The following is a 16,498-nucleotide window of genomic DNA, read 5'->3' on the forward strand; positions in this document are numbered from 1 at the left end:
GGTATGAATGGGAGAACACCTTTTGAGGTTTTAAAGAGTAAGTGGGATTGTTTGTTTAATCTTAATGTTGCTTGTTTCCCTGTTGTGCTGCTTGAGGATGTTTTTGTGGTGGCTAATAGGCTGGGGGTATTGGAAAAGGGTGGGGAGAATGTGCTCACCCCCTACCTTTTGAGGAAAAATCACTCTTTTATTATCTTTTCTCCTATAGTTCCCGTTTTCACTATTTTCGGCGGTAAGGGATGGTCTATTTCAAGAAGTATGTATCTGATTTCGTTGAAAGGGGACTCAAACTTTTTTCCGGGAGTTATTGTGCATGTTGGCATTTCCCTTTTAAGACGGCACTTCCCTTTGTATACCTTGCCCTTTGATGTTATAAAGATAGCTAAAAGATTTCGGTTGTATTTTACTTTGATGTACGGTTTAAAGTAAACATAACCTTTACTGTTTTTCTGTAACCATCCAGTTTTAAAATTACCGGCGTAAGCTATGCTTATTCCTGAAAGCAGAATAAACAAATTGAGAAGTATTCTTTTCACCACTAAAACCTTCTATTAAGTTCCCACCTCCATGCAGACTTTATTATTATATCAAGTTCATCAAATTTTGGTTTCCAGTTGAGTGTTTTTTTGAGATTTGTTGGGTCGGCAATGAGAACTGCCGGGTCTCCAGGTCTTCTGTCGGTTTCTTCTACTCTAAAATCTTTTCCTGTTATTTTTCTGACTGTATCAATAATTTCTCTGACAGAGTAACCTTTTCCGTATCCACAGTTAAACACCGCACTTTTGCCGCCACTCATAAGATATTCTAAAGATAGAAGATGAGCATCTGCAAGGTCGTTTACATGGATATAATCCCTTACACAGGTTCCATCAGGAGTAGGATAGTCTGTTCCAAATATGTAAATCTTCTCTCTTTCACCTTTAGCTGTTTTTAAAATCAGGGGAATTAAGTGGGTTTCTGGATTGTGGGATTCCCCTATCAATCCTGAAGGGTCAGCACCTGCAGCGTTAAAATAGCGCAGTGACACGTAGTTTAATCCCTTAAAAGTTGAAAGGTCATTAAGTATTTTTTCAACACACGCCTTTGACTGCCCGTAAGGATTTATCGGTTTTATCGGTTCAGTTTCAGGGATTGGGACGGTGACAGGATTGCCGTAAACTGCAGCGGTTGATGAGAATATGATCTTATCCACACCTGTTATTTCCATGGCTTTTAAAAGACTTACCGTTCCAGAAACGTTGTTTTCATAAAAGGAAAGGGGATTTTTAACAGATTCCCCAACTTCTATGAAAGCTGCAAAATGGATAACAGCGTCAGGTTTGAACGATTCAAAGATTTCAGTAAGTTTGTCTGTATCTTTAATGTTGCATCTGATAAATTGGGCATCTTTTACTGCCTCTTGATGACCGTTATAAAGGTTATCTATAACAAGAACTTCGTGATTCTTTTCTGTTAAAAGTTTTACCGTATGGCTTCCTATATATCCTGCGCCACCTGTAACAACTATTTTCATCTTTTCTCCGGGCAAATTTATTAAAATTTAAAGGTATAACTTATGTTCCCGCCTGCAGTGTTCCCTGTAAGATAATATCCGGTGATCTGGAGATTTTTAAACGGCATTATTTTTATTCCAACGTTTATATCAGAATCAGGTTTTTCCATGTAGGTTTTTAGAGTTTTCTCCCTGAAATTAGCATATTCAATAAGTATGGTAAATTTTGGATGGAAGAGAAGCTCTGCTCCTGTGAAAAATCCATTGTATATACCGCTTCCGTAGCCTACGGTGAAGGTTTGAGGAATGAAAGTTTCAAAATATTTACTTATAGAGATGTAGAAACCATGGGAGAGAGCATCTTCTGATACACTTCCTCCGAAAGCGATTGCAGGGTATCTGTCAGTTTCTGGTAAAAACTGATATTTTAAGAGAAAATCTTTGTCTTCATTGTTTTCAATGTTATATCTTATAGCTGTTTCAAGGCCGGGTAATATTACAGTGTTTAGACCTAAAGATTTATAATGTCTGTTAAATGAGAACGATGGAGTAACACTTCTTTTTTGCTGGATATATGCAGATGGGGTAAAGAGGTATCCGGTAACTCCAAATTCTCCTACAGGATCTCTGTATGCTCCGTGGGCAGGACCATTGCTTACGAAAGTTCCTATGGTTAATACAGTTAAAAACAGTTTATCCGTTTTCATGCTTTCCCCTTAAATGTGAGTAACTGTATATACTGTTAGTGCTGATTGATAGATTATCTGAATTACATCTTTTATTAAAGGCCTCCACATTGTTGGAACATTGATTTTTGTAGGAACTATGACGGCATCTCCTGGCTGGAGCTTGTAACTTAGAATTTCAGACTCTTTACTTCCCCAGAGAAATCTTCTGTCTTTGCTGCTCCATGTAATGAGAGAATATTTTTTCTCGGTTGATGTTACCGTTGTTCCATCAGCTTTTATTATGAAGATGTTTTCTCTGTCTGCGTCTTTTGTGAGGCCACCACACATTTTTAGATAATCTTCAACGGTCAATCCTTTGCGGTAAACGATTGCTCCTGGATTGTAAACTTCACCAAAAACAAGAACACTTGATGGAATTTTAGGAATAATTATCTGGTCTCCATCTTCAAGGAGGATGTTATAGGGAGAGTTTTTCAGTTTTTCAAGATCTTCTGGAACTTTTAGTCCTGTTATCCTTCCAGAAACCTGAGTTTTCTCCATAAGGTCAAGGAGTTTTCTTTTTGATTCAAAAGCACTCTGTCTTGCCTGAAGTTCCTCTTTTGTAAGGTCGGACTGCATGATTCCAGCCTGCTCTTTTTCAAGTTCCTGTCTCATCTGTAAAATAGCTTGAGCGAGATGTTCCTTTTCCATCTGCTTGATAGAATTTCTGAGAATAATTATTCCCTGAGGAAATGCTTTCTCTTTAAATCCTCCTGCTGCTTTTAAGACATCGTAAAGGGTTGTTTTTTCTGTAATTTTGAACACACCAGGTCTTTTTACATATCCTGCGACATTTACTTTTTCTACAATCTCTTCAGGAGAAATCTCTTTTATTATTATTCTATCTCCAGGATTTAGTGTTATGTTTGCAGCAGGATTGTTTTTGATTAGAAGGTCGTACAGATAGATAGTTGAGACACTTCTCTTTATAACTTCTGCTCCTGTTTCAGCTTTGACCTTTATATTTTCTGCCTCTTCAACAGCTGCCGCACTTTTCCTTTTAGGTGCTTCCCTAAATATTTCCACTTTTAGGTTTTTTATTTCTCCTTTAAGTTTTACAGAAGCAATAGCAGTTTTAAGTTTTAGATTATCTCTGTACGGTATGTAGTGGGGGTTTTCCACAAGTCCTGAAACCTTGACAGGAGGATAGACATATTTTGGGTAGAATTTAACGACATCCAGAGCTTGAAGGTCTATATCTTTTGTTCCGTTTATTATATCTATAGGTGAAAATCTGATAATTTCCTTTATATTAAGAGTTTCAAGGTCTCTTCTGTCTATTTCAGCGTAATAAAGGTTAGTGTTTATTGTTAACATATCTTTATTAAGTATTTGGGAAAGTTTCATGCCTGGTTTGTAAGCGTAGACACCCGGGTATTTAATTTCTCCTTCAACGACGAAAGCATCTTTAACTTTATTGAAATCTACCTTCTTAGTTTCTCCGAATTTGTAGAATACGATTGTGTCTTGAGGTTTAAGGGCTACATTTTCTTTTCCATTAAGGACATTTTCGGGGATAAAAGTGATATATTGAGGAGGAGTTCCATGTGGAAATTGCCTTATGATAAGTCCAAATTTCATATTTGTATCAATAAGGAACATATCTGGAGTGAGTATTTGGGAAAGTTTCATGCCTGGTTTGTAAGCGTAGACACCCGGGTATGCTACATAACCCTTTACAAGAACAGCATTTTGGGGAACTGTTATCATTTTCTTGATGATGACAAGATCGCCACTGTGCACTTTTTGAGAGATGAAGTTTTTGTCAGATAGAGATCCCTCTATAACTTTTGTTACTGTATTGTCAACATACCTTTGGATTGTTACTTTATATTTGTATGCAGATGGTAAAATACCGCCGGCCATATCTATTAAATCTTTCAGGGTCTCACTTCCCTTAAGTTCGTATATTGCCGGCCTTTTGACAGCACCGCCTATTCCAGCAACTTTTTTAACCGGAGGAATAAAAATTACATCTCCATCTTTTAAACGGATATCAACAGGCATACCGTTAAGCAAAAGTTTATAAAAGTCTATCTTTATTGTTTTTAGACCTTTAGGAGTTTGTCTTCTTATAATCACATTTCTCAGGCTTCCTGTTCCTTTTATACCTCCTGCCATCATTATTGCATCAATAACGGTGTTTGTTCCTGTTACGATAGTGGCACCGGGTCTATTGACCTCTCCAGATACATATACCGGAAATGTTCTAAGTCTTCCAACAGTTAGTTTTATGTTTACCCCAAGAGCTTTAGAGATCTCTTTCTCTGCCTGTCCAAGTGTTTTTCCCCAGACATAAAAGACTCCAAGCCCTGGTATATAAACCTTTCCTTCCCTATCAACGACAAGTTTTGAAATTTGGGAGAGGTCAATGTTTGGAGGGTTGCCGATTACGTATATGAAAAGTTCATCCCCCGGTCCCAATACGTAGGTTTTGTCAACAGGTATTGATGTTGTCGGTTTTTTGAAACCTTTAAAGAAGCTGTAACCAAATTGTTGTAGATATGTTTTGAGAGATTTAGACCTTGCTGCGAAATCTTCTTCAATTGGCGATAATAGTTCCTGTTTTTTTGAGTAAGAGTTTTTTCTATTTTGCTGTTCAACAAAAAAGTTTGATGTAGCTTCCTTTTCAGAAAGTTTAGGTGAAACTGGAAAACTGTTTGTTCCATTTGAAGTAGTTTCTATTTTATCTTTTAATGTTGGAAAGTAAGAAGTATAATTGGTGGGGTTTTGAGGTGTTTGTGTGTGTGAAAAAGAGACAGGAAACATCTGCCCGTAAGCATTTATTATTTTTATATTACAAAAAGTAACAATGGTTGCTATTTTTAGTAGTGTTTTTATCTTCATTGTTTTTCCTCCACGAGATCTCTTTTCTTGATATTATCAAGCCACTCTTTGAAAAATGCAGCAAATATTCCAAGGAAGAGCCCTGAAATAAGGCCAACTGCCACTATAAGTTTTTTCTTTGGTTTTGCAGGTTTATCAGGGTCTGGTATGTACGGTGGGTCTATAACCTGGAATGAGATCTGCTCTTTCATCTCTTGAGCTTTTGCAAGTTCATACTCTTTCACAAGGGTTTCATAAAGTCCCTGTGTTATGCCTATTTCTGTTTTAAGTCTCATAAGGTTAAATTGATAGTCCGGGACAGAAACATAGCTGTCTTCACCTTTAATATTGCTGAGTTGTTTCTCTATTTGAGAAAGTTCTCTTTTAATTTTTTCCTTTTCGTATGGTGTTAAACCTGGCTTTTCAAGGTAAGCTTTTAGCTTTTCCCGTTTTGCTATAAGACTTCCTTCCTTTTTTCCTTTCTCAATCTCATCTTCTGTAAAGGATAACATGGGGATTTCTCTTATCTTTCCCTGTGTAAACTCGGAATAGATTTTCTGAAGTTTTTCAAGTCTTTTCCTTACCTGTTCAAGTTGTTTCCCAAGATATATTCTGTATTTTTTGGAAACGGTGAAAGTTTTCTCTTTTAAAATCTCTTCTGTTGCATTTAAAAGGTCGTTGGCTATTTTGTATGCCATAACAGGGTCTTTTTTAAATTCAACATTTATAGTTATCACGCCTGTTTTTTTATCCGATGAGTAGGAGATAAGGTTCTTTAAAACTTCAGCTCCGTCAAGGACTGTTGGTGGCTTTTCATTTTCATTAAGTATCCACTTTTTTGTTTCATTGTCCCATTTATCCTTAAAAAGGATAGGAAGTAAATTAAGGTCATTTACTATCTTTTCTCTTAAAATTCTACTTTGAAGGATGGATTCAACAGTCAGTCCAGACTGGCTCATCCCTGGAATGGACACAGGGAGGGATGATAACAGGGAGGAAAGTCCGCTTTTTTTCTCTCCACCAAGTGGCATTATGGAAACGTTGGTTTTATAGGTTTTAGGCAAAATGAAGCACAGAATAAGTGCTATTGCGGTAAAAAGAAATGTTGTTCCTAAGACTATCTTTTTTCTTTTTTTTAGTGTTAAATAAAGTTCGTAAAGGTCAATTTCATCATCTTCGTAATAAGGTGGTGTATATGCAGGTTCTTTGTCTCTCCAGTTTTCTTTTCTCTCCATTATAAAAAGCCCCAGATAATTTTTATAGTGAAGCTTAATTATAGCAGGAAAATGTGAAAAAATTCTTTCGGTTTTTTTGTAAAAAGTTTATATTCTCTAAAAACAGTTTCTTTTGTTAGAGGGTTGAGTTATGATTGACAGAAGCAGAATAAGGAATTTTTGCATAATTGCCCATATAGACCACGGGAAATCAACGCTTGCAGATAGACTTCTTGAGTTTACGGGAACTGTTACAAAAAGGGAGATGAAGGAGCAGTTTCTTGATTCTCTTGAACTTGAAAGGGAAAGGGGTATTACTATTAAGCTTAATGCTGTAAGGATGAACTACAAAGCTGATGATGGTAATGAGTATGTAATGCACCTTATAGATACTCCGGGACATGTGGATTTTTCCTATGAAGTTTCAAGAAGTCTTTCAGCGTGTGAAGGTGCACTTCTTGTTGTTGATGCGACGCAAGGGATAGAGGCACAGACAATAGCAAACTTTTTTCTTGCCCTTGAAGCAAATCTTGAGATAATTCCGGTTATTAATAAAATAGACCTTCCTTCTGCAAATGTTGACTGGGTTAAAGAGCAAATAGAGGAGGTTCTGGGACTTGATAGTGATGAAGCTATCCTTGCAAGCGCGAAGGAGGGTATAGGAATAAAAGAGATTCTTGAAGCTATAGTTAAAAGGGTGCCCCCTCCAGAAGGTGATGAAAAAAAACCTTTGAAGGCGCTGATATTTGATTCTTACTATGATAATTATAAGGGAGTCATACCTTTTGTAAGGGTTTATGACGGTGTTTTAAAACCCGGGATGAGAATAAAGATGGTTTCCAACAATAAAGAGTTTGAGGTGGTGGAAGTTGGAACTCAAGCTCCTTTTATGAAGAAGCTTGATGAGCTTGGGCCCGGGGAAGTTGGTTATATAGCGGCAAATATTAAAAATATTGAAGATACACAGGTTGGCGATACGATAACAGATGCGGAAAATCCTACCGATAATCCGTGTCCGGGCTTCAGACCGGCAAAGCCTATGGTTTTTGCAGGTCTTTATCCTGTTGATTCAGATAGGTATGAGGATTTGAAAGAAGCCCTTGAAAAGCTGAAGTTAAACGATGCGGCTCTCTTTTATGAGCCTGAAACGTCCGTGGCTCTTGGATTTGGCTTCAGATGTGGTTTTTTAGGATTGCTTCACATGGAAGTTATAAAAGAGCGCCTTGAAAGAGAGTTTGGTCTTGACCTTATAGCTACAGCTCCGAGTGTTACATATAAAGTAACATTGACAGATGGAACGGTTGTTGATGTTCAAAATCCTGCTGAGATGCCTCCAAAAGAAAAGATAGAGAAAGTGGAAGAGCCGTATATTCGTGCTTCAATAATAACGCCAGCAGATTATGTCGGTCCCATTATGCAGCTCTGTCAGGATAGGCGGGGGGAGCAGAAAGGTTTCAGCTATCTTGACCAGACAAGGGTTGAGCTTCAGTATGATATGCCTCTTTCCGAGATTCTCTTCGACTTTTTTGATAAATTGAAGTCGGTTTCCCGTGGTTATGCTTCCTTTGATTACGAACTTATAGGTTATAAACCTTCTGAGCTTGTTAAGTTAGATATTCTTATAAACGGTAAACCTGTAGATGCCCTGTCTGTTATAGTGCATAAAGATAAGGCGTACCAGAGAGGGAAACAGCTTGTTGAAAAACTGAAAGAGATAATTCCAAGACAGCTTTTTGAGGTTGCTATTCAGGCTGCTATAGGAAACAAAATAATAGCAAGGGAAAATGTTAAAGCTTTAAGGAAGGATGTGTTGTCTAAATGTTACGGTGGTGATATTACAAGGAAAAAGAAACTCCTTGAAAAGCAGAAAGAGGGTAAGAAAAAGATGAAGATGCTTGGAAAAGTGGAAGTTCCTCAGGAAGCATTTATGGCCGTTTTAAAAGTGGAATAGTTTTGCAAGTTGTGATACTTTTTTGCTGTTATTTTTAGCTTGAGAGGTGTTTTTTGGAAGAGAAAAAGGAAAATAAAATTGTTGAAAACATAAAATCTTTTGCCGTTGCCATAGTTCTTGCTTTAATCATAAGGACTTTTATTGTTCAGTCTTTTCATATCCCTTCAGGTTCCATGGAACCGACCCTTCAAATAGGAGACTTTATTCTGGTTGATAAGGTGACATACCGGTTTAGAAGTCCTGAGCGGGGAGATGTTGTTGTTTTTAAGTATCCTCTTAATGAGGATGTTTATTATATAAAGCGGATTATAGGTGTTCCTGGAGATAAAATTCAGGTTATTGGTGGGAAACTTTACATAAACGGTAAACCTGTCAGATATGAAGAGGATGGCACTTATTCTTATGTTGAGAATGGCCAAAGATTTACAGGGAAGCTTTTTTATGAGTTTCTTCCCAAAAAAACAGGGGGAGTTAAAAAACACTTTATTTTAAAAACAGGAGACGCCGGGGATAATACTACCGTTTTTACGGTCCCACCGGGAGAGTATTTTGTTATGGGGGATAACAGAAACAACAGCTATGATAGTAGGTTCTGGGGGTTTGTTAAGAGAGATAAAATAACAGGTATGGCAAGGATAATTTTCTTTTCCTGGGACTCAAACCGTTTTCTACCAAGGATTAGCAGGATAGGGAAAATAATTCAGTAGATATTTTCCCTTCCTTGCGAGATTATGGTGTCGGATATAAAATTCAATCTGCCAGAGGATACTCCATTTAAAAAAACCGAATTTAGTTAGGAGGAGAAGCATGGTAAAAACTTACGCTTACGGCTTTCCGAGGCTTGGAAAGCAGAGAGAGTTTAAAACGCTTATTGAAAGTTACTGGTCAGGGAAGCTGACAGAGGAAGAGCTTAAAGAGGGAATTAAAAATCTTAACGAAAAAAGGGAAAAAACCTATAGATCTTATGTTGATGCATTTCCTCAAGGGGAGATGACACTTTACGATAATCTTTTTGATACAGCTCTTATTTTTGGGATTTATAAAGCCGATACTCTTGATGAGTATTTTTCTCTCTGCCGCGGTAAAAATGCCCTTGAGATGACAAAATGGTTTAATACCAATTATCACTACCTTGTCCCGGATTTTGAAGGGAAAGAAAAAGAATTTTCCATTTCGTGGAACAAGCATGAGGAAATAAAAGAGAGCGCTTATCTTATTGGTCCTTTTACTCTTCTTAAACTTTCAAAGAATCTTCCAGAAGGGAAGTTTGCTGCCCTTTTAAAATCTCTTGCCTGTAAATATGCAGAATACTTTAAGCTTAACGGTTTTAAATCTGTTCATCTTGACGAGCCTGCTTTTGTTATGGAACTTTCTGATAAAGAGATAGAAGCTATAAAAGATGCTTACTCTGTTTTTGAAGATATTGATACGAAAATAAACGTGTTTACCTATTATGATAGTGTTGATAATCTTCAGTTTGTTTTTGACCTTCCTGTTGCAGGGGTGGGAATTGACCTTGTTCATGATAGAGGAGAAAACCTTTCACAGCTTGACTCTGTTGATCCTAAAGGTAAAACCCTTTTCGCAGGTGTTATTGATGGTAGAAATGTGTGGAGAGCAGACCTTTTTGAAAAAGCTGAAATTGTTAAAAAGCTTTCTGAAAAATTTGAAGTTGTAGTGACAAACGCCGCTCCTCTTTTCCATCTTCCTGTAAATTTAAAAGGAGCTACTCTTCCTGAAGAGCTTGTTGCAAAGGTGGCATTTGCAGAGGAGAAACTTAAAGAACTTAAACTTATTTCAGATGTTTTAGAAGGTGATGATGCCAAAGCAAAAGAGTGGGTTGAAGGTATAAGTAAAGCTTTTGGTGTGAGGGAGAATGTAAGGGAGAGAGTTAGAAATCTTACGGATGAGGACTTTAATAAAGCTGTTCCTTATGCTGAAAGAATAAAACTTCAGCAGGAGATTCTCAAACTGCCTCTTTTCCCTACAACTACAATAGGAAGTTTTCCTCAGACTCAGGAGGTTAGAAGAGTTAGGCTCCTTAACAGAAAAGGACAGCTTGCAGATGAAGATTACAAAACATTTATAAAAGGTGAAATAGCCAAGGCTATAAAGATTCAGGAAGAACTTGGTGTTGATGTTTTTGTTCACGGTGAGTTTGAAAGAAGTGATATGGTTGAGTTTTTTGCCGAGAAGCTTGAAGGAATTGCTACTACAGGTAACGGTTGGGTAATCTCTTACGGGACAAGATCTTACAGGCCACCGATCATATTCGGGGATGTTGAGAGAATAGAGCCCATGACTGTTGAAGAGATAGCTTTTGCTCAAAGTCTTACTGATAAACCTGTGAAAGGTATGTTAACAGGCCCTGTAACGATTATAGCGTGGAGTTACTGCAGGGAGGATATTCCTGTTTCCGAAGTTGCGTATCAAATAGGACTTGCTTTAAGAGATGAGATTGCAGACTATGAGAAGGCAGGTATTAAAATTGTTCAGATAGACGAAGCTGCCTTTAGAGAAAAAGCTCCTATCAAGAAAAGAAACTGGGATGAGTATTTTGATTGGGCTGTTAAATCCTTCAGGGTTTGTCATGCAAAGTCAAAACCTGAAACTCAGATTCATTCTCACATGTGTTATTCAGAATTTGGAGAGATAATTGAGTATATTCTTGCAATGGATTTTGATGTTATCTCCATTGAAGCTTCCCGTTCAAAAGGTGACATAATTGAAGCTTTTGAAAAGGTTAACTTTGACAGACAGATAGGTCTTGGTGTGTGGGATATCCACTCTCCTTATGTTCCTTCTGTTGATGAGATGAAGGAAATTGTTGAGAGAGCACTGAAAGTTATTCCAAAAGAGAACTTCTGGGTTAATCCGGACTGTGGTCTTAAAACTCGTCGCTGGGAAGAGTGTATCCCTGCAATAAGAAACATTGTTAAACTTGCCAATACTCTTAGAGAGGAGGCGTAATGCCCCTCTCCCCTTTTCTTGATGTTGACACTCCGATTACTTTTAAAGATCAACCTGGTGTTCAGTCAGCAGTTCTATACACGCACATACCCCTATGCAACCTTGAATGCTTTCAGTGCCATAATAAAGCCGGATTTGACCCATCTACTCAATTTGCTTCTTATGAAAAACTATTAGATAAACTTAATAAATTAAAACTTCTTGGTGTTGAATTGATAATTGTATCTGGAGGAGAACCTCTACTTGAAAAAAGACTCAAGGAAGGTTTAAAATTTATCAAACAGTTAGGATTTTCTGTTAGAGTAGATACAAACGGCACATTGCCTGAAACAATAGAGCAGTTAATCAGGGAAAAAGTGGTGGATGGTTTTGCTTTGGATGTTAAAATTCCCATAAAATCTGTCTATTTTGATGACGAAATTGAACGTTTTAATGAGATTTTATACTCAAAAAAAGAAAAAAACGAAAAGAAAATTAAGCTTTATGTTCAGAAAATAAAAAAATCTATAGAAAAAATTAAGAAACTTGCTATTGCAAATGATTTTCAATATACTATATTAAGAACAGTGAAATATCCTCTTCTAAAAGAGGAGGATATAGAAGAGATAAAGAGATTTGTGAGAGAAACGGGAATACCGTTTCAACTTAATCCTTTCTACCCTGTGGAGGCGTGATGAACAGATATTTCAGACTGATAGACCTTTTTATCGGTAATGATGATATAGCAAGGAATAATGCTAACTTTGTCAGAGGAATACCTACTCTTGAACATGTTGTTGTCGGTGAAGTTATGAAAGATTACCTTTTTGATGTTATTTATGATGGCCTTCCTGTAAGGATTCATCATGAAGAAGGATGGGCTTACCATCACCAAACTTATAGGCTTTCTGCTTACTGTATAGGTTTATCTTCAAAGGATATAGCTTTTTACGGTTTAAGAAGTAATGCGAAGAATGAAAGAAGAGCCGCGCCTCCGAAAAGACTTGAGACCCTTTTTATGCAGTGTGCAAATCTTATATGTCTTGTTGCACAGGAGGTTTCAGGTGCCACATCACTTAACGATATCTCTACTGTAGCAGCCGGTTATCTTTACCATATGGAGAAAACCGGGAAAAAGAGATATACGGACTATGAGCTTGAGAACATCTGGCAGGAGTTTTTGTATAACATAAATCTTCCGTTTAGAAGCGGAAACTCACCGTTTTCAAATATAACTCTTGATTTTGCTAAGCCGAATTCAAGGCTGAGAAAGGAACCTGTTATCTATGCCGGAGAGTTGCTCTCTTACACTTACGGAGATATTCCATCTGAATATTTTGACAGAATAAATGAAGCTTTTATAAAAGCGATGAAAAGAGGGGATGCAGATAGTAATCCGTTTACTTTCCCTCTTATAACTGTGAATGTAACGGACGATTTTGATAAAGATAACCCTGCATGGAAGATGCTTTTAAAAGAGTCTGAATATTTTGGCGGTTTCTATGTTCAAAACTATAAAACTGCTCCGTTTGAAAAAGACTCTGTCTATAAGAAGAAAAATCCTTATATAAAACCTTTTGATGAAGGGATGATTTACTCAAACTGCTGCAGGATGCTTTTTGATATTTCTCAGGTTGAGGCGGTTACAGGTTCAAATCCTTTCCATTCAGGTTCTGGAGTTGGTGGTATAGGTGTGTATGCCATCAATATGAACAGGCTTTTGTTCCTTGCGAAAACAGACTTTGATCTATTAACGGCGATGATAGATTATGTTATGGATGTAGGAGCAAAAGCTCTACAGAGAAAAAGGGAGTGGCTGAAAAAACACTGGAACGATTTATTCCCTTATTTATCTTTCTATCAGAAAGATGATAAATCTCTCTTTAACATTTTCTCAGTTGTTGGTGTTCACGAGGGAATGGTTAATGCTGGCTTTGAAGGTGGATTGTTTAATGATGAGGCAAAAGATTACGCTCACCGTATAGCTCAGTATCTTTATAAAAAGCTCCATGAGTTTATGGCAAGGGATCAGGTTCTTTATTCTCTTGAATACGCTCCTTCAGAAAATGCTGCCTGCAGGATGGCAGAAAAGGATATCTCTTTTGCAAATGCTGTGGCTGAGGTTCTTTCTGGAGAGAGAGAAAAAGAACTTTCAGTTGATCCGGAACTTAATAGATTTATAGATAGAGCTCTTGAAAAGTTTGGAGAGCGTATATTTGATATACCGGTTGGGAGGTGATTTAAGATGGAAAAGACACAAAGAATTAAACCCAAAATCTGCGTGAATGGGGACCCTTCTTCAAGAAAAGTGTTTTTAACTTCAGGATTTCAGGCTCCATTTCAGGAGAAAGATCTTTTAGCACAGATAGACGTCAATTCTCACTTTCAAAGTTATGCTACAGGCGGGAGTATTTTTCACCTTTTCACGGCTGAAGAGATGACACCGGAAGAGCAGGAGAAGTTGATATTTAACATCATTGATAATTTTCCTATTCAGTATCTTACAAAAACTCCATTTCTTACAACGTGTAATACCTGTGGGCATAAAATGGTTGGGAGAAAAACTGCGTGTGAAAGATGCAGTTCTGAGGATGTGACATTATGGTCAAGGCCAATAGGTTACTTTAGACCTGTTATGAGGGGTAAGATTTCTAAAGATTTTAAAGAAGCAAACTATCTTTTCTGGTTAAACGGCAGGGTGGAAGATTTTGCCACAAGGAAGGAAGTTAAAAAGGAAGATGTTGAGCATATTCTTGAGGAATTAAATTCAATGATTTAAAGTTTTTAATAGAGACTGTGGAGAGAGCCCCTTAGTAAGGGGCTCTTTTTATTTTGAGCAATTGGATTTTTATCATAAAATTACTTTAATTTTTGAGTTTTACGGGAAATTTTATGGAGGATTTAAAAGTGTATAGATATCCTGACTCTAAAGGAAAATTTGAAATATTTGGCGGGAAGTTTGTTCCTGAGACTTTAATGGCCGCTATTTCGGAACTTGAGGAGAATTATTACAGATATAGAGATGATGAAGAGTTTCAGAGAGAGTTTAATACTCTTTTAAAAGAATATGTGGGAAGACCTACACCTTTACAGTTTGCCAGGGGCCTTTCAGAGTTTATAGGTGGTGGGGTTAAGATTTATTTAAAAAGAGAGGATTTAAACCATACCGGGGCTCACAAGATAAACAATGCGCTTGGCCAGGCTCTTCTTGCTAAAAAGATGGGGAAAAAAAGGATAATTGCTGAAACGGGAGCCGGGCAGCACGGTGTTGCTACGGCAACAGCCTGTGCTTTTATGGGTCTTGAGTGTGTCGTTTACATGGGGGAAGAGGATGTTCACCGTCAGGCTTTAAACGTTTTCCGTATGGAGCTTTTAGGTGCTAAAGTTGCAGTTGTAAAAACTGGTAGCAAAACTTTAAAAGATGCTGTTAATGAAGCTTTAAGGGATTGGGTTACAAATGTTGAAACAACTCACTATATTATAGGTTCTGTTGTAGGTCCTCATCCCTATCCTGAAATGGTTAGAGATTTTCAGGCAGTTATCGGGAAAGAAACAAAGGAGCAAATTCTTGAAAAAGAAGGAAGACTGCCGGATATGATTGTTGCATGTGTTGGTGGTGGCAGTAATGCTATGGGAATTTTCTATCCGTTTGTTGAGGATAAAGATGTTGAACTTATTGGAGTAGAGGCTGCTGGCTTTGGCCTTGAAATGGGAAAGCATGCTGCAAGTATCTGTAAAGGCTCTGTGGGTGTTCTTCATGGGGCTAAATCTTACCTTCTTCAAAATGAGGATGGTCAGATTTTGCCCACCCATTCTGTATCTGCAGGTCTTGATTATCCCGGTGTTGGTCCTGAACATGCTCTTTTACATTATATTGGACGGGCAAAGTATGATGCTGTTACAGATGAAGAGGCTATTAGAGCTTTTCAGGTGCTTTCAAAAACAGAAGGGATTATTCCTGCTCTTGAAAGTTCTCATGCTGTTGCCTGGCTTCTTAGAAATAAGGAATTAATAAAAGGAAAAGTTGTAGTTTTAAATCTTTCTGGTAGAGGAGATAAAGACGTTAATCAGATAAGGGATATTCTTGCTGAGAGGGAAGATTTAAAGATATGAGAAACTCTAAAGTATTAGAAAGGTTAGAGTTTTTAAAGGTATTAAAAGATTGTAAAAGGAAGAAATGTGCCCTTTTCGTTGTGGATATAGATGATTTTAAGCTTGTTAATTTTTCATACGGTTACAGTATGGGAGATAGAGTTATAGCTGCTGTTGAAAAGAAATTGGTTGATGTAGTTGAAAAATATTTTTCAGAATGTGTTTTTGGTAGAGTAGGTTCAAATAGCTTTGCTGTATTGATGAAAGTTGTAGATAAAGAGCTTTCTTATAGAAGAATTGAAGAGATTTATACTAAGTACCTTGAAAGATTAAATTTCAAGATAGGAAGTGATTTTTTTTCTCTTACAACAAGTGCCGGAGTAGCTTTCTCCTTAGGTGTTGATGATGTGGGTAATCTTTTTAAAAAGGCAGAAGAAGCCCTTTATAATGCAAAGAAAAGGGGAAAAAACTGTATAGTTTTTTCCACTAATAGTAGTTCTACCAGATTTGAAGAGATTCAGGAAATTAGAAAACGGCTTGTTGAAGCTATAGAAAAGCGAAGTGTTGAGCCGTATTTTCAGCCTATCCTAAGTCTTAGGACTGGGAAGATATATGGATATGAAGTTCTTGCCAGGATTTTCTCAGAAGGAAAAGTTTTGAGAGGGGATTACGTTATAGATATTGCAAACACTTTTAATCTTATTCCTGAGATAGACAGAATTGTTTTTGAGAAAGCATCAAAGTATCTTGATAAGGGATATAAGCTCTTTTTTAACCTTTCAATGAAATACTTTTTTAAAGAACTTAACAATATCTGGAGAATGGTTAAAGACAGAGGATTAAACTCTTCAAATATAGTTATTGAGATAACGGAATCTCAGAAAGTTATGGAAATGAATGTAGCCAAAAGCATATTTCAAATTTTCAGGGATATGGATGCAAAAATAGCTATTGATGATTTTGGTTCTGGCTACTCCTCTTTCAGTTATCTTAAAAGATTTCCAGCAGACATTTTAAAGATAGATGGGGAATTTGTTAAGGGTGCTAAAAGAGATAAAAGGGATTTAACCATAATGAAATCTATAGTTGAAGTGGCAAGACCTTTTAGATTAAGAGTTCTTGCTGAATTTATAGAGGATGAGGAAGATTATAGACTTATGAAAGAGATAGGGGTTTCACTTGGTCAGGGCTGGTTTATAGGAAAACCAAAACCTGAACCTTATGATGTGAGAATAGATATTTAGGA

13 protein-coding genes are annotated in these 16,498 nt (G+C 37.1%); 8 read left to right on the forward strand and 5 right to left on the reverse strand.

All coding sequences use genetic code 11. The features are described from left to right. Positions 1-179: 179 nt before the first annotated feature. From CHB58_RS08555 to CHB58_RS08575, 5 genes are read right to left on the reverse strand one after another with little or no spacing between them, the layout of a single operon-like run. Positions 180-539, reverse strand: coding sequence for a hypothetical protein (locus tag CHB58_RS08555; protein WP_089323693.1), 360 nt, complete (start codon positions 537-539; stop codon positions 180-182). Further along, positions 539-1,513, reverse strand: a complete 975-nt coding sequence (galE, locus tag CHB58_RS08560) for a UDP-glucose 4-epimerase GalE (protein ID WP_089323694.1) — start codon at positions 1,511-1,513, stop codon at positions 539-541. Before galE ends, CHB58_RS08555 begins: the two co-directional genes overlap by 1 nt. 20 nt (positions 1,514-1,533) lie before the next feature. Next, positions 1,534-2,199, reverse strand: a complete 666-nt coding sequence (locus CHB58_RS08565) for a YjbH domain-containing protein (RefSeq protein WP_089323695.1) — start codon at positions 2,197-2,199, stop codon at positions 1,534-1,536. A gap of 9 nt (positions 2,200-2,208) precedes the next feature. Continuing rightward, on the reverse strand, positions 2,209-5,067 hold the full coding sequence (locus tag CHB58_RS08570) for an SLBB domain-containing protein (RefSeq protein ID WP_089323696.1): 2,859 nt from the start codon (positions 5,065-5,067) through the stop codon (positions 2,209-2,211). After that, positions 5,064-6,281, reverse strand: coding sequence for a GumC family protein (locus tag CHB58_RS08575; protein WP_089323697.1), 1,218 nt, complete (start codon positions 6,279-6,281; stop codon positions 5,064-5,066). Before CHB58_RS08575 ends, CHB58_RS08570 begins: the two co-directional genes overlap by 4 nt. A 130-nt stretch (positions 6,282-6,411) precedes the next feature. Between CHB58_RS08575 and lepA the strand changes: the two genes are divergently transcribed. The 8 genes from lepA to CHB58_RS08615 all read left to right on the forward strand — a co-directional run bounded on the left by lepA (position 6,412) and on the right by CHB58_RS08615 (position 16,496). Then, complete coding sequence (lepA, locus tag CHB58_RS08580; protein ID WP_089323698.1) at positions 6,412-8,211, forward strand: translation elongation factor 4; 1,800 nt, start codon at positions 6,412-6,414, stop codon at positions 8,209-8,211. 53 nt (positions 8,212-8,264) lie between these two features. Next, entirely contained in the window at positions 8,265-8,918 is a 654-nt protein-coding gene (lepB, locus tag CHB58_RS08585; RefSeq protein ID WP_089323699.1) for a signal peptidase I, read from the forward strand. A 100-nt stretch (positions 8,919-9,018) separates the two neighbouring features. Beyond that, positions 9,019-11,181 carry a 5-methyltetrahydropteroyltriglutamate--homocysteine S-methyltransferase gene (metE, locus tag CHB58_RS08590; protein WP_089323700.1) on the forward strand — a complete coding sequence of 721 codons (2,163 nt, stop codon included), beginning with the start codon at positions 9,019-9,021 and terminating at the stop codon, positions 11,179-11,181. Continuing rightward, positions 11,181-11,855, forward strand: coding sequence for a radical SAM protein (locus CHB58_RS08595; RefSeq protein ID WP_089323701.1), 675 nt, complete (start codon positions 11,181-11,183; stop codon positions 11,853-11,855). Before metE ends, CHB58_RS08595 begins: the two co-directional genes overlap by 1 nt. Next, positions 11,855-13,399, forward strand: coding sequence for an anaerobic ribonucleoside-triphosphate reductase (gene nrdD / locus CHB58_RS08600; RefSeq protein WP_089323702.1), 1,545 nt, complete (start codon positions 11,855-11,857; stop codon positions 13,397-13,399). Before CHB58_RS08595 ends, nrdD (CHB58_RS08600) begins: the two co-directional genes overlap by 1 nt. A gap of 6 nt (positions 13,400-13,405) precedes the next feature. After that, on the forward strand, positions 13,406-13,939 hold the full coding sequence (nrdD, locus tag CHB58_RS08605; protein WP_089323703.1) for an anaerobic ribonucleoside-triphosphate reductase: 534 nt from the start codon (positions 13,406-13,408) through the stop codon (positions 13,937-13,939). A gap of 113 nt (positions 13,940-14,052) precedes the next feature. Continuing rightward, entirely contained in the window at positions 14,053-15,273 is a 1,221-nt protein-coding gene (gene trpB, locus CHB58_RS08610) for a tryptophan synthase subunit beta (protein WP_180706471.1), read from the forward strand. Then, the gene (locus CHB58_RS08615) at positions 15,270-16,496 is read left to right on the forward strand and encodes a bifunctional diguanylate cyclase/phosphodiesterase (RefSeq protein ID WP_089323705.1); all 1,227 of its coding nucleotides are present in this window, start codon (positions 15,270-15,272) and stop codon (positions 16,494-16,496) included. The genes trpB and CHB58_RS08615 overlap by 4 nt, the downstream gene beginning before the upstream one ends. Positions 16,497-16,498: the final 2 nt, after the last annotated feature.

Origin of the sequence: Desulfurobacterium atlanticum, assembly GCF_900188395.1 — a bacterium.
Classification (GTDB): Bacteria; Aquificota; Aquificia; order Desulfurobacteriales; family Desulfurobacteriaceae; genus Desulfurobacterium_A; species Desulfurobacterium_A atlanticum.

Bases quoted from the DNA above. Each gene is read 5' to 3' on its own strand.
- galE (WP_089323694.1), bottom strand. From the start codon at position 1,513: ATGAAAATAGTTGTTACAGGTGGCGCAGGATATATAGGAAGCCATACG.
- CHB58_RS08565 (WP_089323695.1), bottom strand. From the start codon at position 2,199: ATGAAAACGGATAAACTGTTTTTAACTGTATTAACCATAGGAACTTTC.
- CHB58_RS08570 (WP_089323696.1), bottom strand. From the start codon at position 5,067: ATGAAGATAAAAACACTACTAAAAATAGCAACCATTGTTACTTTTTGT.
- CHB58_RS08575 (WP_089323697.1), bottom strand. From the start codon at position 6,281: ATGGAGAGAAAAGAAAACTGGAGAGACAAAGAACCTGCATATACACCA.
- lepA (WP_089323698.1), top strand. From the start codon at position 6,412: ATGATTGACAGAAGCAGAATAAGGAATTTTTGCATAATTGCCCATATA.
- metE (WP_089323700.1), top strand. From the start codon at position 9,019: ATGGTAAAAACTTACGCTTACGGCTTTCCGAGGCTTGGAAAGCAGAGA.
- CHB58_RS08595 (WP_089323701.1), top strand. From the start codon at position 11,181: ATGCCCCTCTCCCCTTTTCTTGATGTTGACACTCCGATTACTTTTAAA.
- nrdD (WP_089323702.1), top strand. From the start codon at position 11,855: ATGAACAGATATTTCAGACTGATAGACCTTTTTATCGGTAATGATGAT.
- nrdD (WP_089323703.1), top strand. From the start codon at position 13,406: ATGGAAAAGACACAAAGAATTAAACCCAAAATCTGCGTGAATGGGGAC.
- trpB (WP_180706471.1), top strand. From the start codon at position 14,053: ATGGAGGATTTAAAAGTGTATAGATATCCTGACTCTAAAGGAAAATTT.
- CHB58_RS08615 (WP_089323705.1), top strand. From the start codon at position 15,270: ATGAGAAACTCTAAAGTATTAGAAAGGTTAGAGTTTTTAAAGGTATTA.